A 21,591-nucleotide genomic window follows, 5' to 3' on the forward strand; every position below is an offset into this window, starting at 1 on the left:
ATCAGCGGTGTTGCGTAAAGGCAAGCCATTCTAGATTAAGTGGGCGAGGGGACTAATAACTAAACTCGAAAGGATTATCTCCATGTTACGAGTACCAGTTTTGTCAAAGTGGGGTCTGCCCCTGATGCCAACCAAGCCCAGTAGGGCGCGACGTTGGCTGAAATCTGGAAAAGCGCGAATTGTTCACAACGACTTAGGAATATTTCAAATCCAACTAATCAAATTAACAGGAGAAGAGACTCAACCAGTCGCGGTTGGGGTAGATCCCGGCAAACTATATACAGGTATAGGTGTGCAGTCAGCTAAATTTACTTTGTGGTTAGCTCATCTCCAACTGCCCTTCAAAACAGTCAAAGACCGCATGGAGCAACGCGCCATGATGCGCCGCACTCGCAGAGGTCGCCGTATTAATCGGAAAGTCGCATTCAATAAACGCGCTCATCGGCAAAAGCGATTTGACAATCGTAGGGGTTGCAAGATACCTCCTAGTATCAGAGCTAACCGCGAGTTAGAGTGGCGAGTTCTGGACGAACTAACCGTGATATTTCCAATTGAAACTGTCGTCTACGAAATTATCAAAGCGAGGGGTGATAAAGGGTTTAGTCCGGTTATGGTTGGTCAGAAATGGCAATTAGAACAGTTAACCGCGTTCGGCGAGGTCAAACAACTACAAGGTTGGGAGACAGCGCAGATCCGCACTCAACTAGGGTTGGAAAAACAAAAACACTCAAAAGGTGACGCGATACCTGCGACCCATGCGATAGACGGTGTAGCCCTAGCGTGTAGTGAATTTATTCAATATGGCATTATTGATCGCCATTCGAGAGGCTGGAAGGGTGAGGTTACTATAACTCCCGCGCCCTTTGCGGTTATTCGTCGCCCCCCAATGTCGCGCAGACAGCTTCACCTAATGGTTCCGGCGAAAGGTGGGGTGCGTCGCAAATATGGAGGCACTGTAACCCGTCACGGATTCAGAAAAGGCGATTACGTTGAAGCTACCCAAGGCAATAAAACTTATCGAGGCTGGGTTAGCGGCGACACTGAAAAACAGATTTCTGTCTCTGATGCTAACTGGAAGCGGTTAGGTCAGTTCAGTAAAAACAAAGTCCAACTAATTAGACGTTCTAGTGGGTTAATCTTGACGGTAGTTAAAACTACCGTTGGCGTTTCCTCTACTGTCTAAAGCCAAGTAGTTTCCACGCCGTTCGGCGAACTTTTTATGAGCGGGCAAAAGGTTGCTGTGAATATTGCCTGATTCCTGATGTGGCTACTTTTGCGCCTTACGAGATTGACCACATCATTGCCAAAAAGCATGGTGGACGGACTGAATCGGAAAATTTAGCCCTATCCTGTACTATGTGCAACAAGCACAAAGGCTGCGATCTTGCCTCTGTCGATCCAGAAACGGAAAAAATCGTACCCTTGTACCATCCTCGCCAAGACCTATGGCATGAGCATTTTCGCCTGAGTGGGGCTGAGTTTGTGCCTTTAACCCCCATTGGTCGGGTGACGATTGGGTTATTGCAGTTAAATCGTCGTGAGAGAGTTGAGGAACGTCAGCTTTTGCGACAGGCTGGAATGATTGAGCCATGATCGTCTTTTATCATGGGTTGCGATCGAGATATGTCCGACCTAGTTATTGCCCACAAATTCGATCCTTCCTGATCACCAAAATCATCCCTTAATTGGACAGCAGAGTTGAGACAACTGGAAAAATCCAGGGAAGAGGTAAACGAGGCAGGGAAAGGGTTTTCGTGTTTGATGCTGGTTTGATGGGAAGCATTGAGTTAGGCAACAAAAGCTTGCATATGCGATCGCAAAATTCAGAAATTGACTACTGGAATCGTCTTACAACTGGAATCATTCTGTTGCAAAGAGGTTACTCTTACTCATAGGAACAAGAATAATGCCCAGGCTTGGTTTAGCAAAATTTGGTACTCTTTTAGTTTTACTCATCTTTTTGTTAGGCGGCTCATGCCTGCTATCTGACATATTCCAGAATCACGCGATTGCTGCTGAACACGCACAATTTCCGACAGGAGATTTCCGATTGCGGAGTTATTTAAGAGTAACTCGCAGGTTTTTGGGTAGTCCTGAAGGAATGCGCTCCTCTAGCATGTCAGATCCAAGCTGTGAGCCAGTGGTTGATGGCAAAATTTATCGTCACATTGCTGGGATAGATCAATGTGTCAAACCCATGACGGATGACGATATTACCACAAATCTTAACGATCCATTTGCGACTGAGATTCTCCGCAAAGGAGCTTTTCCAGATAGTGTCGATGCCATTTCTACTGCGATTTTAGGTAGTGGACTACAACTACAACAAAGGAGTTTCGTAGTTGGAGAAGGCAGCCAAATTCTAACTACGATTGCTTCTCGTGAGGAACCCCGTAATCTTCGCTATGTTATCAGCTGGACACCAAACATAACCGAGGATCAAATTTTCCTGAGTGCAGCACCCGGTGGAAACTCTAGCTTTCTGCAACTGATCGCATGGAACGGCAAGGCTAAAAAATACAACTTTTACGAATTTCGAGAACAAGTAGGAGGAACCAGCAAGTACCAATTTGGACAACAAGTTGGAGAAACCAGCAGTGCCTCAGCCCCTACTAAAGTTTGGAGTTGGGCGGGGGATTCTGCAATGGCACAAACAGAACCAAGTATGGGGCATGGATGTTTTGACTGTCACCACAACGGTGTGGTGATTATGAAAGAACTAGCCTTCCCCTGGAACAATTGGCACTCTCAATTGGCAAGAATTTCACCACTGGTTGTGCCATTAGCTGTAGCCCAAGAAACATTCTTTGTGAATAGAAATGGTGCTGAGAATTTGGAGAAGGCTGTTAATGATGGCTTCCACATGTATTATGAAAATTGGTTGAGAGATCGCTTGAAAACTGAGGGAGACATCACTCAACTTAGCGATGTCAACCAGATGTTGCGCCACATTATCACCAACACGACTGTTAATCTGACTTCAACTCAGATTCAAAGCAATGGAGCCAATACCAGCCCACTGAACAGGGATATTTCTGGTATTCCTTCTGATTTTTTCCTGTGGGATTCAGCACTTAGAAAAGCATTGGGTCTCACATATAATATTCCAGCGATCGCTTTCAAGCGACAAGATTATGACAATTACCTCAATACACACAACTTCAAATTAGTTCAGTCTGACTTTACTAAGCCGGATGGTTCTCCGCTTTATGAACAAAAAGGCTCAACCCACTTTTCGTTCTTCATACCAGTTCCAGCGGCAGAAGACCTTTTTATGCTGGCAGAGATGCGGTCTAAAAATATTATGACCGATAAATTTATCGCTGCTGTACTGATGGTGGACTTTGAAAATCCGGTCTTCTCTGAAAAGCGATCTAGCCTACAAAAATATGCTGATCAGATTTCCACTGGTACGATTACGAGTGGACTTAGTAGTGTCCCGACCGACTTTGCTGCTAAAGTCAGAAACGCCGCTGGTGGTCAGCCGATCTGCGATGAAAATAACTTCGACCAATGTACCGCTGAACAACAGTTTCTCAAAACGTGGGATCTTCCCGACGACCAGTGGAAAACCGTTGTCCAAATGCAAATTCAGTCTTATTTAAATGAATTTCAGACGATGACTGATCAGGGTAAGTTAGATCGACTGATGAGATTAAGTGTGAAGCGTCGGGAGCAGTTTCAATCCTCGCCCAAAATTCGTAATTTGAACGAATTTAGTCTATTAATACCCCAGACAGACATATCCCCCTAGAGAAATATTCAAAGAAAAACTTCCCCAAATATAAGGAAAAAAAGATGCCTAAACTACCTCAATTTGACCCACCAGCCAACCAAAACGATTTTCATCCAGGCGAAGAAGAAAAGGAAAAAGCACTCCGTACTCGCTGGAATGACAACATAAATCGTTTTACGGAACAGACCCTACAAAACGATCCGTGGAGTTCAGAGAATCAACCACCACTGACCCAGTATTACAACCCGCTTAATACTGATATTCCTGCTGGAATAGAAGGCTTACCCATCCCATGGATAGCATTTCCTAATCGAATCTTAATTCAGTATCCCAATGTTGGACAGCGTACTCAATGGAAATATGCTGATGAGGGTCCGCCAGCTGCTGATAACTATACCCCGCGTGGTCCACGGGGTTGGCAAGATGAGTATTGCGAATGGAGCGTTAGCCGTAATGCAGAAGGCAAGATCACCAAAGTAATGTTTACCTGTGAGAATCGAGAGTATTGGTATACATTGTGGGATATTGATCCGAATGTTGTGTTGCGTCTTTATCAACAATTAGTTGGTTCACAGGTCAAGCTTGAGGATCTTTACCTGCGAGATAGCCAGGGCAATTTGGTCGTTGATCCGGCAACAGGACGACCAGCTTATGACGATCGCAATCCTTGGAATAGCACCACAACTAACGGGGCTGTTCACCTGATTAGCAACCCCAACACGCTCAGTGCCCAGATATTTCTCGCCGGACAAGCAACTGTCCTTCGTAAAGATACAAATGGTAATCCGATTACAGACCAAAACGCGCTGATTAATTGCAGTCTTTATGGTGCCGCAAACCGTAACAGCGATCCGACAATTGGAGCAACGGTTAATGAATTAGTACTTGGAACTGGAGAACCTAAATCTGGCTTACGGATTTCTCTCGAAAATCCAGTTGGTCTTTACATTCAAACGCCTAATTTTGGTACGTATCGACTGCCCTCAAATGCGCCCTCAAATGCTCGACCATCAGACTATTGGAAGGTGATTCGGGGTCGTCAGCGTCAAGGTGGTGAACGGATGGATTACATTATCCATGCAGTGTACGAAGTGCCTGAAGAGCTTGGTTTTACGGTTGGCGATATTAGAATCGGGACAGCAAATATTGAATTCGGATCACAGATTACCCAAACCTTCAACGTTGTTCTTGCGGGTTGGGGTTTACCTCAAGTGACCGCTTCAGAATCATTTCTTTGTGCTGGTAATGCAACCAAGCCGTTACCCCGACCGTTTATATTGAGAGAATCGGAGATGTTGGCTGTAGCACAACGTTCTGGTCTGAATATGCAGATCGAACAAGGAACTACGGTTCAGAATGTGGGACTTGAGGCATTTGATAGCGGGAGCAATACTTCTATTGAGGTTACTGGTGGAACAGGAATTACCGTTGAAAAAACTGGGTTTCAGGACATACAAGGCGCACAAATTTTTATCCTTACCATCACCGCTGCCTCTGATGCCCCATTAGGTAATCGTTCTATCCTCCTGACAAACTCTGATGGCTCTCACGGTCCTGCCGCCTATGGTTTGTTGACGGTTGTTTCACCAGGTACACTTAGTAGAACCACAGTTCCTACTGTAGCAGCAATTACAGAAGTCAGCCCTATTGAAAAGGCGGTGCAATCCATAACTGTTTCTGCCCCTGTTGAGTTACCAACAAGAAGGTACTCCCAATAGGCTTTGGTCTCAGCTTTCGTAGCGTAACGCACCTTGATTTATTGACTTAGTGCGATCGCATTGACTATCTATTTCAGCGACTCCGGAAATAGATTTTGCGATCGCCGAAATAGTAATTGCTCTGTCAATATCTATTTCGGCGGCTCCGGAAATAGATTTTGCGATCGCCGAAATAGTAATTGCTCTGTCAATATCTATTTCGGCGACTCCGGAAATAGATTTTGCGATCGCCGAAATAGTAATTGCCGTCTAAAATCTGGTGCAGAGTACCCCGTTTGGTCTCCCTATGATGCTGTAGAGGCTGTCAATATCATGTTAAAGCCTTTGAAGACCCACTTACTTATAATGAGAATATAGAAAAACAGTAGACTAAAAACAGGCGTAATTATGCAGGCTATTTTTTGGAGTGTAGAAGAAGTTGCCCAAAGAGCCAAACAATTTTACTTTAAGGGGATTCGCTCAGAGGTTGAGCATGGTGATAATACAGCAGATTCCTTTGTTATGAGGTAGATAATAGCCCCCTCATCGCTTGCGGGGAGGGGGTTGGGGGTGGGGTTCTTGTACCTCATGACACCGGGAAGTGCTGTATTGGCAAGATGATTGTGATTGATGCTGAAACAGGCGAATATGGAATTGATAAAAGTGGTGTTGAATCAGCATTAAGGTTAAAGCAGAAGAATCCCAACGCTAGATTATTTACTATGCGAATTGGTTATGATGTTGCTGTCACCTTTGGTGGTGCTTCTATGGAGCGTACAGTTGAATGATTTACGGAAGATTGATTGACCACAAAGCAATAGTTCCGGTGATTTTTCGTTTACCACAACAACCAGATTTTTCTCTGGATTTTGTCATCGATACTGGATTCAACGACTATCTTACCTTACCAGTTCAAGCAGTCAATGCGATGAATCTTCCTTTATATTCAAGCATACCTGCAAGATTTGCTGATGGTAGTGAAGCTTTATTAGCTATACATTTAGCAACTGTTGTTTGGGATGATGTAGAAAAGATAGTCCCTATTTTAGCTTCTGGTTAGAAGCCTTTACTGGGAACTGCAATGATGGAAGCATATCATCTTGAGATAGATTTTGAAGACAATGGTTTGGTTTCTTTAGAAAAAATACCATCTCCAATGTTATAGATTATTAATTAGGTAATTATGACAGCGATCGCAATATCCCTAACACCTCTTTTGACTCAATCAAGTAGGATTCCTATATATGAGTATTTCTTTGACTCCTGAATTAGAGCAATTTATCCAAAGTCAAATTGCCAGCGGTAAATATGCTTCGACTGAGGACGTGATTATTGCGGGTATTAAACTCCTGGAGGAAAGGGAAAGGATTTATAAAGGTAGATTTGAGGAATTAAAACGGGAAATTGCCATCGGAGTAGAGCAACTCGAACGTGGGGAAGTAATTGATGGGGAGATAGTTTTTCGTCAATTAGAGCAGAAATTACAACAGCGTCGTCAGCAAGCAGGTAAATGAGTAATATTTGTAGATTTACTGCTGCTGCAAGTCGGGATATTGAGAACATAATTGATTATATCGCTGACAAGAGTAGCTTTGATGCAGCAGAGCGCTTGCTGAAGAAAATTAATCAAAAATGTAGCAATTTAGCCAATTTCCCAAATATAGGACGCAGACGTGATGAACTTTCTCCCTTGCTGCGAAGTTTTCCTGTAGATAATTATTTGATTTTTTATCGTCCCATTGCAGATGGAATTGAAATTGCACGAGTTGTTAGTGTATATCAGGATTTAGATGCATTGTTTGATGAAGAGTCATAGATCGCACTCCTATATCATTACAAGCCAAACAAAATTATGCTTTTACAGGTTATACCAATTCTTTATGAGGCTGCGCTTAATAACCCGACGAGTAAACTCGCGGCTAAACGAAGGAAACCCAATTAGAATAATTGCACCACCTACAAGTAGCTTTTTGTTAACGCTCGCACCCAAATATTTTATTTTGTAAATGATATTATGGCAAATCACACATGCTGTAGAGACGTAGCACTGCTACGTCTCTACGACGGTAGATAGGTTTTTATTAGTGTTAATTTCAGGACGTGATTTAATGGCAGATAATGTATTCTAATTCAAGAACACAGCCCCATTTTTGTCAATTCTCATTGCACTTTTATCCATATTCACGTCGGTTGTTTCTTTGAATGAAAGTTGCAACATACCTTCTTGAGAAGATCCTTGTGGTGTCACCATCAACAGTCCCTTATCCTGACGATAAAAAGTAACCGTTACAGGAGTGTTTAAACCTTGCAGCATTACCTCAGATTTACCTTGCAGGGTTCGCGTTCCTGTATCACCAATTACTTGGTAGCTAATAGGTGCGGCTGTCTGATTTACCAAACGGACACCAACTTTGCCACTCATGGGCATTACCATTGCTATAGCGGGTTGTGGTGATGGTGTTTGGATTACAGAAGTTTGGCTTTGTTGTGTGGTGGAGTTGTTAACAGCACCAGATGAATTGTTCATGCCTTGTTGCGATCGCATCATCGACGACTGACTATTATAATTGTAATTCTGCGAAGTGCTTGTTTCATCTGGCGTTTCACCGCCTATACCCATCATTGTTTGTTCCGATGTCGGGTTAACAGAGGTGTTGTTGCGTTCTTGAGTTTGCCCTTGCACTCCCATTCTTTGAGTAAAAGCATTAGGTGGGCATCCTTGAGGAACCATAACTCGATTGTTGTGCGGTTCTTCGTAGAAAATCCGAGGACAAGGGTTAATTTTGGGAGTAGATTGTTGTGCGATCGCCGCATATGGAATTGCTGGCAAACTAATAAGCAGTCCGCCAAAAATTGTACCTAGCAATTTAGCCGACTTGCCGAAGTTGTTTTGATGTTTGTTCATTTTATTCTCCGTTATCAATTATTTTGACTTCGATATCATCAAATATATTAATATTCTAATTGTAGCTAATGAATAATAAACCTTACCTCTAGCTCTTAGCGGAAAACAGGAAATTTTTCCGATTTTTATTTCTGCCTTTAGGAAAAAGTAAATCTATCATTAGTTATAGTTAAACGAAAAATTAAGAGGTAAGAATTGCTGAAAAATCTCACCTCCTAACTTTATTTTGATTTATGCTTCTTCCCACATTTTGCGAACTACATCAGGCAACCAGCTAGCAATTTCCTGAATTCGTTCTTCTGATAATTCGTCTTTAGTGGCAGAAAATATTGCCATTACTACCTTTTCGCGGTCAGCATTTGGTGGCATTCCACCTTCATTCGCGACTCGAAATAAAAAGCGATCGCTATCAATCTTAAAAATGCCAGGACCTTGCCAAGGTGGACGTACCCGACTTAAAAACCCGACAATCGGATTTGTATCGTGCCACAAATCTGCAATTTCCATTTGTAGCGATTTATCATCACTTTTTTCGGCTGGTTTGTGCAACTCACCTTCAACCCGATCGGCAGCTTCAGTAGTCATCAAATCACGCATCACCCGGAATGCAACTTCTGTGATATCTCTAGCATCGAAGATATCTGCTAAACCCCCTTTTACCATCACCTTTTCCAAAAAGGGCAAATCTTTATCAGCGATTGGTGCTGATGATTTTGACTCTGGGTTTTTCGACAACTTGTCCTCAAAGTTGTCTATCATATTACGCCCTTTGTCAGTTATTTCAGCCTTCTGAAAGCGACCATTGTCTGTAAACTCAGCATTAATGTACTGATTTTGATTTAGGTAATCTAAATGAGCTAATAAATCGGCTTCTGATAATTGGTTTCGCCCAAAATCGACTTCATGCAATCCCTGCCCAGTTTCAGCAATTTTTTTGAGTAAATCGTAGAGTTCATGTCTGATTATAGAAATTGGCATCTAACCCTCCATCAATGCATATATGCGTTTTAGCTTCAGCGATTTTTACCAATAGCAAACTATGACTTGAAACAACTACTAAAAATAATTTTACTAGTAGGAATCTCAAGCCGCTAGAAAGCAAATTGATGACTGAAATTTCATGGTTACGCAATATAAATTACAAATTAAATATATATATTTACATCTGTCAGAGGAAACAGTTGTTTGTTGAAAAATTAAGACTCAAGAATGATTGGTAAAATGACAGTGAAGGTGGTGCCTTTGCCAAGAGTGCTTTCAACGTGAATTTGACCTTGATGGGTTTGGACAATAGCTTGAGCGATCGCTAGTCCCAAACCCGAACCGGTGACAGTTTCGCAGTTTTTATTTTCTGTGCTGTGGGTACGTGCTGGATCTACTCGATAAAAGCGATCGAACAAGTAAGGTAAAGCTTCGCTAGGAATACCAATCCCCGTATCAATCACTTTAATTTGCAAAGCGGTGCTATGACGTAGCCGAGAAACCGGATTTATTGCCTCAATCCGCGTCAATTCCACATTTACCTGTCCACCAGATGGCGTATATCTTAAAGCATTGCCAATCAAATTTGTGAACAACCGCATTAGTTGATCCCACTGTCCAACAAGTGTAAACCAATTGTCGAGCAATTCAAGGTTAATTTCCGTAGCTGGAGGGTCAATCAAGTTTAAAGTTAAAGTGACGTGTTTTTCCGCAGCTAGCAGATATTGTTCTTCAATCACTTCCATCAGCAAAGCATCAAGTGGACAAGGTGAAAAAATATCTTTGCTAATGCCACTATCTTGCCTTGCCAGAAATAGTAGATCGTTGACTAATTTCCCCAAACGCTGGGTTAAGCGTTCTACTACTTTTAATTGTTGCCGATAGTGTAAAGAAGTAGGATTTGCATCTGGGACTTCCAAATCATTGAGAGCAACTTGGACATTAGTTTGAATTAAAGCGATCGGACTTCTTAGTTCGTGAGAAGCATCAGCCGTAAATTGTTTCAGACGTTGATAAGACTCACCCACTGGTTCCATTGCCTTACCAGAAAGAAACCAACCACTAGCACCCACCGAAAGCACCATCAACCCAGTACCCCATGCCAAATCAAAAATCAGCTGACGACTCGGTTTAGTCACTTCAAACCAAGGATGACTAACACGCAGATATCCTAACACCTGCCGTCCGACTTCCACCCGTTGCGTAACTTGCCGTAGCAACATCGGAGGAGGAGTGGGGGAGAGGGGGGGATGGGGAGACAAGGGAGAGGGGGGAGACAAGGGAGAAATTTTTCCTTGTCCTCCTTGTCCCCCTTGTCCCCCACTCCCCCTCGTCCCCCACTCCCCCACTCCCCCTTGTCCCCCTCGTCCCCCACTCCCCCTAACCACCCGCACAGTCTCACCCATGCGGTTAAAATGAATAGGAATATTCAGCGGTTCAGATAAAGTTGACCAAATTAATTCACCAGTAGGACTAAACCACTCTAAATCTATGTGGTCATCTTCTACCGTATCCGCATTGTTGGCAAAACTAGCTTCCACATTAAGCCGGAACTCGCTTAAATTAGCATTTATCGATGAAATGACAAGCGTAGACGCGCAACGACTTGTGGTTAGACATCGCTCTACTACTTCCACCACATGATTCAAAGTATCATCAATCCGCTCAATCAACGTGCTGCGGACATATAAATACACCCCACTAGCAAACACTAGTAGCAGTACCGCTGTTACAGCAGTGTACCAAATGGCGAGACGGCGACGAGTAGCTTGAAACATACTTGTTACCTCATTAGTAATTAGTTTTTCTTAGTTATTACTTTAGACAACGGATGTGGAAATTAATTATGCGTTACCCAGAACCCCCAAGAGACTACCAAGTGCTACGTCTCTACATCTTTTGCGGAGATGTCTTCTATAAGAAGACTAAATGCTTACTAAACAATACTTTCAGTCCATTTTAATGGACTTAAGCTATTAGCCCGAAATTTATTTCAGGGCGGGTTATCGGGTAGATGCAAGATGTGATACCAAGTTGCGTTCTCTTGTGGTATGTCAGAGTTCATGAGATTGCTTGCTTCTCCTGTAACCAGACGCTACGCGAACGTCGCAATGGCGGGGTACTATTAATGACAAGCAATTTAATGTGAGTTAGGCAAACTTAGTTTTTGTACCTGTAAACAGCGGGACTTTAGTTGCTGAGTACTTTTGGCAAAGCACACTGAAATTTAGGTTACTATTAATGCTTTTGGCTCCAAATAAGTCTTCGGTGCTATTACTGAGTATAGTTAGTATGAATCTCCTGACAATTCCATATTATCACTGAAGTGGTCTTTCACCTAAACAGGTTAAATTCTTCTTGTAAAGATGTAACAAGGAGGAGCTAATAATTATCAGCAAATTTTACTAATAAAAATTCCATCGATAATAATCTCAGAGGGAATTTTTTATTGCTTAAGCCAGCCATCACTCTCTTTTGTTAGTTGGTTTATTAAGTCACATATTCTTGCTAATAAATCCAACATAAATCATGCATTGGTGTGTGCAACCATATTTGAGCTAAACAATAGCCAAATACAGATTTTTCCGTATCCAACAAAGGTGGTGATGTTTAAAGAAGTCTAAATTTAAAATTCAAAATGCTAACAACTAATGCTGGTACTTATCCTAGAATTACAACTGTGTACCAATTTTATAACAGTTAAGTAGTTTTCTTTGGATAAGACAGTTATCAATGCACTCTCGGGCTTACCAGGGAATCTCTATCAAACAATAATTAACATAAAAAAAATTAGTTTGAATGAGTGATAAAACGAGAGTTAATCACATTTAATCAATTGACACTACCTACACCTCGGAGAGATTTTTGACATCATGAAAAACAAAGTTTTAGCTATTCTAGCTGCTAGTGCAGCCGTTTTGGGTAGCGCCATTTTTGCAGCACCTGCTCAAGCACAGACCGCAACTTTACCAGTCAAAATTCAGGTACAACCACAAATTTATCTAAGTACATATAAGGATTTGAAATTTGTGGTTGACCAAAAGGATTTACAAGGAGCAGCTCCCGATCAGAGTGTAAGTTATGATGAATCAGCGGCGATTCTACCTCCTAATAAAGTAAGACCTATTGGGGCAACAGCTTTTTCGGGTTCAATCAGTAGGGCAATTGACCCCCTCTACTATGTTTGGGCTAACGCAGGGACTAACGTGACAGTTAAAGTCACTGCAACCGGAAATACATTGACGCGCACAACTCCTAATCCGAATGCTAGCGATACAGTCACTATGAGCGTTGAGGCAGGGGATACTTTTCCAACTCCTGGTGCTGGTTTAGCTGATAGTCAGGCTATTCCAGGTAAGGCAACGCTTAAGTTTTTATTCAACAATGGTCTCGCACCAAGCGCTGGGTCATACGATGGTGGTCAATTGGCAATCACCGTTGCCACTCCTTAAGCAAACCTAGACTATAAAGATTTCTGGTGCAGGCATTTTGCCTGCTTCCAGTATCTTCTAGATAGAAGCTAATTGCTGCACAGATATATTACAATCAAGCGCGAACTTAAATAGTAGTTTATGTCATTATTTATGAGAGATATGTAGTCAAGCTTGAAATTATTCACTCTGCACTAAGCTGCTGACTAATAAACATTCATAATTGACGATAAAAGCTAATCAATATCTAGAAGAAATTTGGTAGTCAATACTAAATTATCATTGAAACTTTTGTAAATTCCCTCTCATGGAAAAAATGAACTGCCGACAGATTTTTACATACTACTTAACTATGGTTGTTGCACTATTGTTTACGCCACAATCAAAAGCTTTCGCACAACAAAATCCCTCTGGATGTCAAGCAGCACTTTATCAAATATCTCTTATTGAAGGTAAAATTCCTGACATAACACCATCCGAAATTATAGATGATTCTGATTTTGTAGAACAAGTTGGTAGTGGTCCTCAAGAACAATTGCTAGCAGCTAAAGTGCCTATTAAGTCGAGTATCACTCACGATTTGCAAAGATTTTGGCAAATGCGAGTAAATAATACCGATTTACCATCTCTATTGAATAACAATGCTAAGTACAAAGTTATAAGTGATAACAAATCGGGTAATCCTTTTAATAAAGTTGATGCACAACCTATAAACATCCAGCAAATTACAACCTGCCCTGACAATACTGTGGTAGTGGAAGGCGGATTACGCTTAGTATTTAGCCAATTATCCCAACTGGCATCAGGTATGTCTAACGCACAAATTGAGGTGTGTGTACCAGCAAATAATAACCAGTGTCCGTAAAGTTTTAAATCATTTACATTTATTCTGTAAGGAAGTTAAAAGTTTAAATGTTCGAGAAAACTGCAAAAGGTATAGCTTTAAGCTTCATTGGGTTATTTGCTTTAGGAATACCCTGTGCTACAGCAATGGAAATTAGCGTCACTCCTCCGCGTATCGAATTAGATATTAACAGCAAAAACACCCGATCTAATTCAATTAAAATTTCTAACTTATCTGACAAGCCAGTAGAAATGAAGGCTTACGTCCGAAATTGGACAATGGATGAAAAAAATCAATTGGAAGATTCACCATCCAACGAGCAATCTCTAGACCAGTGGATTGTTTTTACTCCCTCTAGATTTACGATTCCACCGCGCACCACTCAAACTGTACGCTTTGGAATTCGTCCCAAAGTTAAACCTGCTCCTGGCGAACATCGTGCTGTTATTTATTTAGAAGAAATTCCTGGTGATAATCTAAATTCCCAGACTATTAACACTCTCGGTCGTGTAGGTGTTGTTGTCTATGGCTATACAGGAGAAGTGAAGCGAGTTGGTACGATAAATTCTGTAACTGTTGACAGCAAACCAAATGGTATCAAAGCAGTATTTGATGTTGCCAATCAAGGCAATGCATATATTAGAATAGCTGGTCAATATGCTATTTGGCGTGCTGGCAACTATCCTGGTGCAAAAGCAACACAACCTATAGTCGGTATAGGTAATCCAAAGACCAAGCTACCACCAAATATTGTTCAAGCTGGAGTTTTAGAATTACCACCGATTTTGCCAAATAATCGTCGCCAAATTTTACTACCTTTAACCAGACAACTACCTCCTGGTAACTACGTATTGGATATCAACGGTAACTTGAGTGGAATGGCGGTTGATACAGGTATTCCTTTCACTGTTCCAGCTGCGGCTAATGCCTCAAAACCTGCTCTTAAACCTGTGAATTCTTCAGCTAAATAGCTTTTGCTACAGCTAAAGTTCTTGCTCTTCAGGGTCAATTGATTGTAACCCTGAGAGAGTTTGCTGCAAAAAATTTTTCAATCCCTAAATAGTGCTGATTTCTGAGTTCACCAGTCTTAAGTGAAATGCATTTTCCTTAGAACTTAGCAACAAAGACTGAGGCAATTTAATTACAGTTCACAGCCTAGATATGGCTGGCTATTGCAATCTTTGTGCTTACGTATGCTCTACCTAGCTTTACCACCTACACCCCCGCCAATTTTTATTACGTTGACACCTGAACAGGTTGCTAACAAATCGGATATAGAACAAATTTCGGCTGCTCAACCAATAAAAGCACAAAATCCGGTTTGTCGATCGCCACAAACTCAAAAATCCGATCTTGTCAACAATTTATTAGGGAAAATGCTAGCGGCTTCTAATCAAGCAACAGAAGCTGTAGTTTGCACTACATCCCAAAAGAAAAAGTCGGTAATTGTGAGTTTTCAAGCTCAAATTGAACAACAAAAACAAGCGAAAGATTTTTCACCAACCACTTCCCCAAAAACAGAAAATACTGGCACCACCCCACCATCAATTTCTCCAGTTAACGAGGAAATAACAGCCTCTGCAAATATAGATTCTAAAAAGACTACTTCTGGTGAGCAACCCGGATATCAAAAATTAATTAGCAGCTTATCTAATAACAAAACTGCTGAAAAAAACACCATAGGTAAAATCCTTTCAGCAGTGCAGGAATTAATTAGCGCTTCTCTTTATGCTTCGCTAAATAATACTACTAATAATTCGATAAAATCAGATAATCAACATTCTTCTGAAGTAGCGATCAACCCTTCAGGAGATTCTACTTCTGGACAAACTACAGATAATAAAAAGCCAGAAGATACCAGCAGTAATAATGTTACCCAAGAAATCGCTACTAACACAAATGTACAGACAGAAAAAATTCTGGCAATTGTACAGGAACTAATCAGGGTATCTATATCTGCTTCCTTAAATAATACACTCAACCCAGATACAAAAACTTCAGAAGAAACAGCTAACAATAATAAAAAGCCAGAAAATAATATTGGTAATGCTCCTAATCAACAAAAGGTAGCAGCAAACAATAATGTTACTAATAATGACAGCAGAAATACGTTAATAGAAAAGCTGACTGGAAAAGGTTCTATCCAGTTAGCCAAATCACCCGATGAGCCTTTTTTGGTGGGTGTGATTATCAACGGTCGAGAAGTTGGTACTTTAGATATTATTCAAGAGGGAAATACTCTTCTAATTCCTCTAGAAAGCTTTGGGGAAATTGCTGGTTTTAAAGTAGAAAATACTGATTCTGCTACCCAAGTAAAGACCCCTTTAGGAGTTGTCAAACTGCAATCGAATTCCTTAAAGCAAATTAATGGTATTACATACATTCTTAAGTCTGCACTTAAAGATGAATTAAGCATAAATGTAGACTTAAACACCGCTGATTTAAATTTGCTTACAGACTTACCTTGGCGGGGAAATGTTGGACAATATCGATCAAGAACGGCTGATTTAAAACCAGAATTTTTTGCACCTAGCAGCGGACTTTCAAATTTTCGGCAAGAATTAAATATTGATAGTACTGGCGGAGATACAAGCCTGCGTAGTTCTTCACTTTTGGGTGGTAGACTAGGGGGATGGGCATATCGTTTGCGCTTAGATAATAATTTTGTTGACCAACCAGACATTTCTGAATACTTTTTATATAAACATAGCGGACGATTTCTTTATCAACTAGGACGGCAACAAGTTGGCTTACATCCCCTGTTAAATGGCATTGATTTAACGGGTTTCCAATTTGGTTATAGCAATCTTCCAGAAGAAAGCTTTGGTAATAGTTATAGTGCAAATGAGCTTTTGTCCAGACGCTCTAGACCTATACAAACATTTCGCGGTAAAGTCGAACCTGCAAGTTTTGTCCAACTAAGAGTTGGTGGAACTGTAGTTGCCCAGCAACAAGTAGGATTTAACGGTTTATACGAATTTGTTGATGTCAATTTACCTATCGGTCAAAGCAATGAAATTGAAGTTTTGATTTTTGACCGCAACAATTTGCGTGTACCCCGCGAAATTCGTACTGTCAGAATTAATGCTTCTGATTTGCTACTTCCCGCAGGTGGTAATGTACAGCTAGGTGGATTAGGTTTTAGCGGAAATTTAGTCCAAAATGGTTTATTTGGAGATGTAAATTCTGATAATCAAGGAAAACCAGTTGGTTTTTATCAATTGCGGCAAGGACTTTCAAGTAATTTAACCTTTGAAAGTTCATTACAAGCGGTTCCCAATGCGTTGCAAAGTCAAGCTGGTTTAATTTGGCGTTTGGCAAATCCAGTTGTTTTATCTGCAAGTGTTGGGACTTCTGCTAATAAAGTTGGTTACTCGGCAGATTTGGATGTGCAGTTAAACAGATTGGAAATTAATGCTAATTCTCAATCATTACCAGAAGGTTATAGATTATTTAGAAACTCTACACAATTATTTAATCATAGTCTGGAATTGAAATATCGCTTCGGTAATACTCTCAATTTGGGATTTATTGCCCGCAATCGCAAAGATGATATCAGCTCTGCTAGTTACATTTTACCTACTTTTTCAGCACGACCTTTTTCAACATTATCTTTAAGCGGTAGACCTGATTATGATGGACGGTATTTATTCAATGCTTTCTATCAGCCCAATAGATTAACAAGATTCTCTTTTAATACTTATGGTGATTCATATATTTCTGATTTAACTTATAACTTAAGTGATAGTTATCAGCTATCTTTTGGTAATGAATTTGGAGGCAATTCAGCACCTCGTTATTCTATAGGTATTGGTCATAACTCCAGTAACCTTAATTCTCTAAGTTGGAACTTAGGAATGTTATATAGAAATGGAGAAATAGGACCACTTGCAGGAGCTAGTATGCAGGTTCTTCCAGGGTTATTTGCCAGACTTGAATACCAAGGCATCCCAAGTAGAAATAGAAGCAATTTTGGCGGATTTGGCGACGATCGCCTGAGTTTATCACTGGTATCAGATTTATCTTTTGCAGGGGGTCGAGTTGCCCCAGCTAACTATAGCGGTATTGGCAAAGATCGTGGAGCGATCGCTGGACGCTTAGTAGTACAAGGTGAAAACAAAAAGTTTGATTTAAGTGGCTCTAATATCCGCGTGTACGATAAACGCAACCAAAGTGTTGGTAGTGCCAGAACTGACTCCAGGGGTAACTTCTTTGTCGGCAACTTGCCTGAAGGTAATTATATAGTTGAACTCGAACCTGACGAATTACCTGTAGAACTCTCCGTACCGAAAACTTCTACAGTCGTTCAGGTTGCTACCTCTGCTGTCACTAAATTAGATTTCCCCGTTAGACCAGAATACGGTGTAGCCGGACGCATCACCGATGTAGCAGGTCAGCCTATTGAAAGAGTGCGAATTGAACTCATCAACTCTGCCGGTATCCGCGCTTTATCTGCGATGACTGACCAATTTGGTCTTTATCGTCTTGATGGAGTTCCTGTTGGTAAGTATACATTGCGGGTTTCTCCCCAAGATTCACTCAACCCCAACGATATTTTACCCAAACAACAAATCGAAATCAAGAGCGAGTTTGTTTATAACCAAAATCTGCAATTACCTATTTCTGCCGCATCGAAGAAGAAATGAGACAAGGGGGATTAGGATAGAAACGATCGCTCAATTTAATCTATATTTATATGGGTTGCTGTCTATGCCTAAATAATCATGTCAAAATCTAAGAAAACCGCTCACCAAGTAAGTCTTAGCGATCCACAATATTACCTTAACCGCGAGTTAAGCTGGTTAGAGTTTAATCGTCGGGTTTTGCATGAAGCCTGTGATGAGCGAACACCCCTTTTAGAACGTCTCAAATTTCTCGCAATTTTTGGTTCTAACCTGGATGAGTTCTTTATGGTGCGCGTTGCAGCCTTAAAGCAACAGGTAGAAGCGAAAGTCAGCCTGTTAACTCCTGATGGTCGCACCCCGCAACAACAATTAGATGATATTAGTTTGAAATTGCGCCCTGCGGTAATGCAACAGCACCAACAGTTTGAGCAAATATTAAAACCTCAGTTGGCAAGTCATGGTATCCATATCTTGGATTACATCCAATTGACTCAAAAACAGCGAAGTTATCTAGATAACTATTTTAACGAACAAATTTTTCCAGTTCTCACTCCCCTTGCTGTTGACCCTAGCCATCCTTTTCCTTACATTTCCAATCTCAGTTTGAATCTGGCTGTTGTGATTAAAAACCCAGAAACTGAGGAAGAATTTTTTGCTAGAGTCAAAGTACCGAGTCCGAAAGTCTTACCACGATTTTTGCCTTTACCGCCAGAGTTAGGAATTCACCACGACGGACAACCTGTGAATTGGACTGGTGTACCTTTAGAACAGGCGATCGCTCATAATCTGGAATCTCTATTTCCAGGCATGACTATTCAAGAATATCATCCTTTCCGCATTACTCGCGATGCTGATTTGGCACTAGAAGAAGATGAAGCTGACGATTTGCTGTTAGCAATTGAACAAGAATTACGAAAACGTCGCTTTGGGGGAAGTCCGGTACGGCTAGAAATTCAATCCCAAACTCCCGAAAGCGTGCGATCGCGACTGATGCTAGATTTAGAATTAGCAGAAAGCGATGTTTATGAAGTAGACGGTCTTTTAGGACTGCGGGATTTAATGTTTTTTATGGCATTACCGCTGCCAGAACTCAAAGACGAACCGTGGCAATCTGTATTACACCCGCGTTTACAACGAATTAAGGAAGCAACTGTAGAACCAGGTATGTCAGCGGTAGAGGATGGCAGAGACTTTTTTGCGGTGATTCGGGAACGCGATTTACTCGTACACCATCCCTATCAATCTTTTACTACCTCGGTAGTACGCTTTATTACCCATGCGGCACACGATCCGGGTGTATTGGCGATTAAAATGACTCTTTACCGGACTTCTGGTGACTCACCAATAGTTAATGCGTTAATTGATGCTGCTGAAAATGGCAAGCAAGTATCGGTATTGGTGGAACTCAAAGCGCGGTTTGATGAAGAAAATAATATTTATTGGGCAAGACGATTAGAAAGAGTTGGTGTTCACGTTGTATATGGTTTGGTAGGTCTGAAAACCCATAGCAAAATTGTTCTGGTAGTGCGCCGCGAACATGACCGGATTATGCGCTACGTGCATATTGGTACTGGTAATTATAACCCGAAAACTGCACGACTTTACACAGATTTTGGTTTGTTTAGCTGTCGCGAAGATTTGGGTGCTGATGTGACAGATGTGTTTAATTTTTTGACTGGATATTCTCGGCAAAAGTCTTATCGTCAGTTGTTAGTTGCCCCTGTGAATATGCGCGATCGCTTTGTGGATCTAATTCATCGCGAAATCGCTCATGTTCAAAATGGATTATCTGGACGCATTGTTGCTAAAATGAATTCTTTAGTAGATCCGCAAATTATTGCCACTTTATACGAAGCTTCTCGCGCTAAAGTGCAAATTGACTTAATTGTGCGCGGTGTTTGCTGTTTGCGCCCAGGTCTTAAAGATATCAGTGAAAATATTCGCATTATTAGTATTGTCGGACGCTTTTTGGAACACTCCCGTATTTTTTACTTCCATAACAATGGAGAAGAAGAAATTTACATCGGCAGCGCTGACTGGATGCGTCGCAATTTGGATCGTCGGGTGGAAGTAATTACCCCAGTGCGAGAACCAGATATTGCTAAAGATTTGCAAGAAGTTTTAGGAATTATGATGGCAGATAACCGCCAAGCTTGGGAATTACAAACTGATGGCAGTTATATCCAACGCACTCCCGGTGAGGATTGTCCAGAATCTCACTCACAAAAAATTCTCATGTCTATGGCATTGCGTTCAAATAGCATTGCCTAAAATATGATTGATTCATAACATTTCGGAAAACATAGATAACTAGCAAAACGCAAGTTTTTTAATAAAACTTTAATTTTTACCTTAGCTATCTGATTAATATCTATAAATGTATAAGAATTATTCAACCATAAGATAGAGACAGTGCCACTACTACTTCTCATAAACTATAAAAGTTATAGTAGTTAGTGGTTCCCTTTAATGTTAATGCTATCTTGTAAATCTTATATTGTGCGTATTTTGGTAGTTGACGATCACGAATTGACTCGTTTAACATTGCAATTGGCTTTTTCCTGCCAAGAAAATATTCAAGTTATAGGTTTAGCCACTAATGGTCAAGAAGCAGTGGAAATGGTTAAGCGTCACCAGCCAGATGTGATTGTTTTAGATTTACAAATGCCAGTGATGGATGGTTGGTCTGCTTCTGGTCATATTAAAGCAATTTACCCTGAGACTCAAATCATTGCTTATTCTTCGGTGGAAGACGCGAAGTTGCTAGAGAAAAAAGCAATGAGTAGTTTGGATGCTTTCTGCAAAAAAGATGTACCCACTAGGGAACTAATTGATTTGGTTAAGCAATTAGGGCAACGTCGTGCAAGCGATCGCTCCGTTGTATAATACATAAAATTCGTTAAAAATCGAACAACGGATACTTAGGAAATATGGTAACGTTTAAAGGCGTCGGTTGAAGTCTAAATTCACGCTTCAACCGACGTAATTTAGTATTATCTCGTCGCAGAAGTCCGCTTAATTGCTTTCTGTTTGTGGAAACGTGCGTCTAAATTCATCGATTAAATCGTCCATTTCTTCTAAAGCCTGATTTACATCAATTCTTAAAGTTCCCAAGTTTGGCTGCTCCAAGAGACTCAGCAAATACTCGCGTTTGCTTTCAACTACACCGATTCGTTCTTTTATCGTCTGTATATCCATTGTTTTCTTTGACTTGTTTACTCTTCTCAAGTTTAACAAGCGATCGTAGTAACGACTTCAGTCGTTAATTTAAGCCTTGAAACGCGATCGCGCGAAAATATTCTTATGTAGTAAGGACTTCAGTCCTTGATTTGAGCCTTGAAACGCGATCGCGCGAAATTAATCATGTCTTGA

At 41.0% G+C, this 21,591-nt stretch carries 20 protein-coding genes and 1 pseudogene; 17 read left to right on the forward strand and 4 right to left on the reverse strand.

The window, feature by feature from the left end; translation table 11 throughout:
* Positions 1–82 precede the first annotated feature (82 nt).
* The 11 genes and pseudogenes from TOL9009_RS0117600 to TOL9009_RS0117640 all read left to right on the forward strand — a co-directional run bounded on the left by TOL9009_RS0117600 (position 83) and on the right by TOL9009_RS0117640 (position 7,249).
* The gene (locus TOL9009_RS0117600; RefSeq protein ID WP_029633953.1) at positions 83–1,183 is read left to right on the forward strand and encodes an RRXRR domain-containing protein; all 1,101 of its coding nucleotides are present in this window, start codon (positions 83–85) and stop codon (positions 1,181–1,183) included.
* Between the two features lie 68 nt (positions 1,184–1,251).
* Positions 1,252–1,593: an HNH endonuclease gene (locus tag TOL9009_RS39565; protein ID WP_084763241.1), complete on the forward strand. Its 342-nt coding sequence runs from the start codon at positions 1,252–1,254 to the stop codon at positions 1,591–1,593.
* Positions 1,594–1,754: 161 nt separating this feature from the next.
* Positions 1,755–1,895: a hypothetical protein gene (locus TOL9009_RS47435; RefSeq protein ID WP_186227589.1), complete on the forward strand. Its 141-nt coding sequence runs from the start codon at positions 1,755–1,757 to the stop codon at positions 1,893–1,895.
* Positions 1,896–1,906: 11 nt separating this feature from the next.
* Positions 1,907–3,754 carry a hypothetical protein gene (locus tag TOL9009_RS0117615; RefSeq protein WP_029633954.1) on the forward strand — a complete coding sequence of 616 codons (1,848 nt, stop codon included), beginning with the start codon at positions 1,907–1,909 and terminating at the stop codon, positions 3,752–3,754.
* Positions 3,755–3,798: 44 nt separating this feature from the next.
* Positions 3,799–5,454 (forward strand): hypothetical protein, encoded by a 1,656-nt coding sequence (locus tag TOL9009_RS0117620; protein WP_029633955.1) that lies wholly within the window; start codon positions 3,799–3,801, stop codon positions 5,452–5,454.
* Positions 5,455–5,514: 60 nt separating this feature from the next.
* The gene (locus TOL9009_RS45775) at positions 5,515–5,811 is read left to right on the forward strand and encodes a hypothetical protein (RefSeq protein WP_144238267.1); all 297 of its coding nucleotides are present in this window, start codon (positions 5,515–5,517) and stop codon (positions 5,809–5,811) included.
* 30 nt (positions 5,812–5,841) lie between these two features.
* The gene (locus tag TOL9009_RS49440) at positions 5,842–5,964 is read left to right on the forward strand and encodes a hypothetical protein (RefSeq protein ID WP_260675993.1); all 123 of its coding nucleotides are present in this window, start codon (positions 5,842–5,844) and stop codon (positions 5,962–5,964) included.
* A gap of 77 nt (positions 5,965–6,041) precedes the next feature.
* A pseudogene (locus tag TOL9009_RS39570) lies at positions 6,042–6,221 on the forward strand (hypothetical protein); the annotation flags it as partial.
* A complete protein-coding gene (locus tag TOL9009_RS39575; protein WP_242055569.1) occupies positions 6,218–6,493 on the forward strand; it encodes a clan AA aspartic protease in 276 nt (91 codons plus the stop codon). The pseudogene TOL9009_RS39570 and the gene TOL9009_RS39575, both read left to right, overlap by 4 nt.
* Before the next feature lie 184 nt (positions 6,494–6,677).
* Positions 6,678–6,947 (forward strand): type II toxin-antitoxin system ParD family antitoxin, encoded by a 270-nt coding sequence (locus tag TOL9009_RS0117635; protein WP_029633956.1) that lies wholly within the window; start codon positions 6,678–6,680, stop codon positions 6,945–6,947.
* On the forward strand, positions 6,944–7,249 hold the full coding sequence (locus tag TOL9009_RS0117640; protein WP_029633957.1) for a type II toxin-antitoxin system RelE/ParE family toxin: 306 nt from the start codon (positions 6,944–6,946) through the stop codon (positions 7,247–7,249). Before TOL9009_RS0117635 ends, TOL9009_RS0117640 begins: the two co-directional genes overlap by 4 nt.
* A 309-nt stretch (positions 7,250–7,558) precedes the next feature.
* On the opposite strand, the gene TOL9009_RS0117645 is transcribed toward TOL9009_RS0117640, so the two are convergent.
* The 3 genes from TOL9009_RS0117645 to TOL9009_RS0117655 form a co-directional block, all read right to left on the reverse strand.
* A complete protein-coding gene (locus TOL9009_RS0117645) occupies positions 7,559–8,338 on the reverse strand; it encodes a hypothetical protein (RefSeq protein ID WP_029633958.1) in 780 nt (259 codons plus the stop codon).
* A 231-nt stretch (positions 8,339–8,569) separates the two neighbouring features.
* Positions 8,570–9,097: a DUF2267 domain-containing protein gene (locus TOL9009_RS0117650; RefSeq protein ID WP_051503108.1), complete on the reverse strand. Its 528-nt coding sequence runs from the start codon at positions 9,095–9,097 to the stop codon at positions 8,570–8,572.
* 437 nt (positions 9,098–9,534) lie between these two features.
* A complete protein-coding gene (locus TOL9009_RS0117655; RefSeq protein ID WP_029633960.1) occupies positions 9,535–11,097 on the reverse strand; it encodes a sensor histidine kinase in 1,563 nt (520 codons plus the stop codon).
* Between the two features lie 1,095 nt (positions 11,098–12,192).
* Here TOL9009_RS0117655 and TOL9009_RS42215 point away from each other — a divergent pair.
* The 6 genes from TOL9009_RS42215 (at position 12,193) to TOL9009_RS0117685 (ending at position 21,105) form a co-directional block, all read left to right on the forward strand.
* Positions 12,193–12,771, forward strand: coding sequence for a hypothetical protein (locus TOL9009_RS42215; protein WP_029633961.1), 579 nt, complete (start codon positions 12,193–12,195; stop codon positions 12,769–12,771).
* A 331-nt stretch (positions 12,772–13,102) separates the two neighbouring features.
* Complete coding sequence (locus TOL9009_RS0117665; protein WP_029633962.1) at positions 13,103–13,615, forward strand: hypothetical protein; 513 nt, start codon at positions 13,103–13,105, stop codon at positions 13,613–13,615.
* A 47-nt stretch (positions 13,616–13,662) separates the two neighbouring features.
* Positions 13,663–14,565, forward strand: coding sequence for a fimbrial biogenesis chaperone (locus TOL9009_RS0117670; protein ID WP_029633963.1), 903 nt, complete (start codon positions 13,663–13,665; stop codon positions 14,563–14,565).
* Between the two features lie 222 nt (positions 14,566–14,787).
* Entirely contained in the window at positions 14,788–18,240 is a 3,453-nt protein-coding gene (locus TOL9009_RS0117675) for a carboxypeptidase regulatory-like domain-containing protein (protein WP_029633964.1), read from the forward strand.
* A 78-nt stretch (positions 18,241–18,318) separates the two neighbouring features.
* Positions 18,319–20,490, forward strand: coding sequence for a polyphosphate kinase 1 (gene ppk1 / locus TOL9009_RS0117680; RefSeq protein ID WP_029633965.1), 2,172 nt, complete (start codon positions 18,319–18,321; stop codon positions 20,488–20,490).
* Between the two features lie 198 nt (positions 20,491–20,688).
* The gene (locus TOL9009_RS0117685; protein ID WP_029633966.1) at positions 20,689–21,105 is read left to right on the forward strand and encodes a response regulator; all 417 of its coding nucleotides are present in this window, start codon (positions 20,689–20,691) and stop codon (positions 21,103–21,105) included.
* Between the two features lie 129 nt (positions 21,106–21,234).
* Here the strand turns inward: TOL9009_RS0117685 and TOL9009_RS0117690 are convergent, their stop codons facing one another.
* Complete coding sequence (locus TOL9009_RS0117690) at positions 21,235–21,417, reverse strand: hypothetical protein (RefSeq protein ID WP_029633967.1); 183 nt, start codon at positions 21,415–21,417, stop codon at positions 21,235–21,237.
* Between the last annotated feature and the right edge of the window lie 174 nt (positions 21,418–21,591).

It is taken from the genome of [Scytonema hofmanni] UTEX 2349, assembly GCF_000582685.1.
Taxonomy (GTDB): Bacteria; Cyanobacteriota; Cyanobacteriia; order Cyanobacteriales; family Nostocaceae; genus Hassallia; species Hassallia hofmanni.

Bases quoted from the DNA above. Each gene is read 5' to 3' on its own strand.
- TOL9009_RS0117600 (WP_029633953.1), top strand. From the start codon at position 83: ATGTTACGAGTACCAGTTTTGTCAAAGTGGGGTCTGCCCCTGATGCCA.
- TOL9009_RS0117615 (WP_029633954.1), top strand. From the start codon at position 1,907: ATGCCCAGGCTTGGTTTAGCAAAATTTGGTACTCTTTTAGTTTTACTC.
- TOL9009_RS0117620 (WP_029633955.1), top strand. From the start codon at position 3,799: ATGCCTAAACTACCTCAATTTGACCCACCAGCCAACCAAAACGATTTT.
- TOL9009_RS49440 (WP_260675993.1), top strand. From the start codon at position 5,842: ATGCAGGCTATTTTTTGGAGTGTAGAAGAAGTTGCCCAAAGAGCCAAA.
- TOL9009_RS39575 (WP_242055569.1), top strand. From the start codon at position 6,218: ATGATTTACGGAAGATTGATTGACCACAAAGCAATAGTTCCGGTGATT.
- TOL9009_RS0117635 (WP_029633956.1), top strand. From the start codon at position 6,678: ATGAGTATTTCTTTGACTCCTGAATTAGAGCAATTTATCCAAAGTCAA.
- TOL9009_RS0117640 (WP_029633957.1), top strand. From the start codon at position 6,944: ATGAGTAATATTTGTAGATTTACTGCTGCTGCAAGTCGGGATATTGAG.
- TOL9009_RS0117645 (WP_029633958.1), bottom strand. From the start codon at position 8,338: ATGAACAAACATCAAAACAACTTCGGCAAGTCGGCTAAATTGCTAGGT.
- TOL9009_RS0117650 (WP_051503108.1), bottom strand. From the start codon at position 9,097: ATGATAGACAACTTTGAGGACAAGTTGTCGAAAAACCCAGAGTCAAAA.
- TOL9009_RS0117655 (WP_029633960.1), bottom strand. From the start codon at position 11,097: ATGTTTCAAGCTACTCGTCGCCGTCTCGCCATTTGGTACACTGCTGTA.
- TOL9009_RS42215 (WP_029633961.1), top strand. From the start codon at position 12,193: ATGAAAAACAAAGTTTTAGCTATTCTAGCTGCTAGTGCAGCCGTTTTG.
- TOL9009_RS0117665 (WP_029633962.1), top strand. From the start codon at position 13,103: ATGGTTGTTGCACTATTGTTTACGCCACAATCAAAAGCTTTCGCACAA.
- TOL9009_RS0117670 (WP_029633963.1), top strand. From the start codon at position 13,663: ATGTTCGAGAAAACTGCAAAAGGTATAGCTTTAAGCTTCATTGGGTTA.
- TOL9009_RS0117675 (WP_029633964.1), top strand. From the start codon at position 14,788: ATGCTCTACCTAGCTTTACCACCTACACCCCCGCCAATTTTTATTACG.
- ppk1 (WP_029633965.1), top strand. From the start codon at position 18,319: ATGTCAAAATCTAAGAAAACCGCTCACCAAGTAAGTCTTAGCGATCCA.
- TOL9009_RS0117685 (WP_029633966.1), top strand. From the start codon at position 20,689: ATGTTAATGCTATCTTGTAAATCTTATATTGTGCGTATTTTGGTAGTT.
- TOL9009_RS0117690 (WP_029633967.1), bottom strand. From the start codon at position 21,417: ATGGATATACAGACGATAAAAGAACGAATCGGTGTAGTTGAAAGCAAA.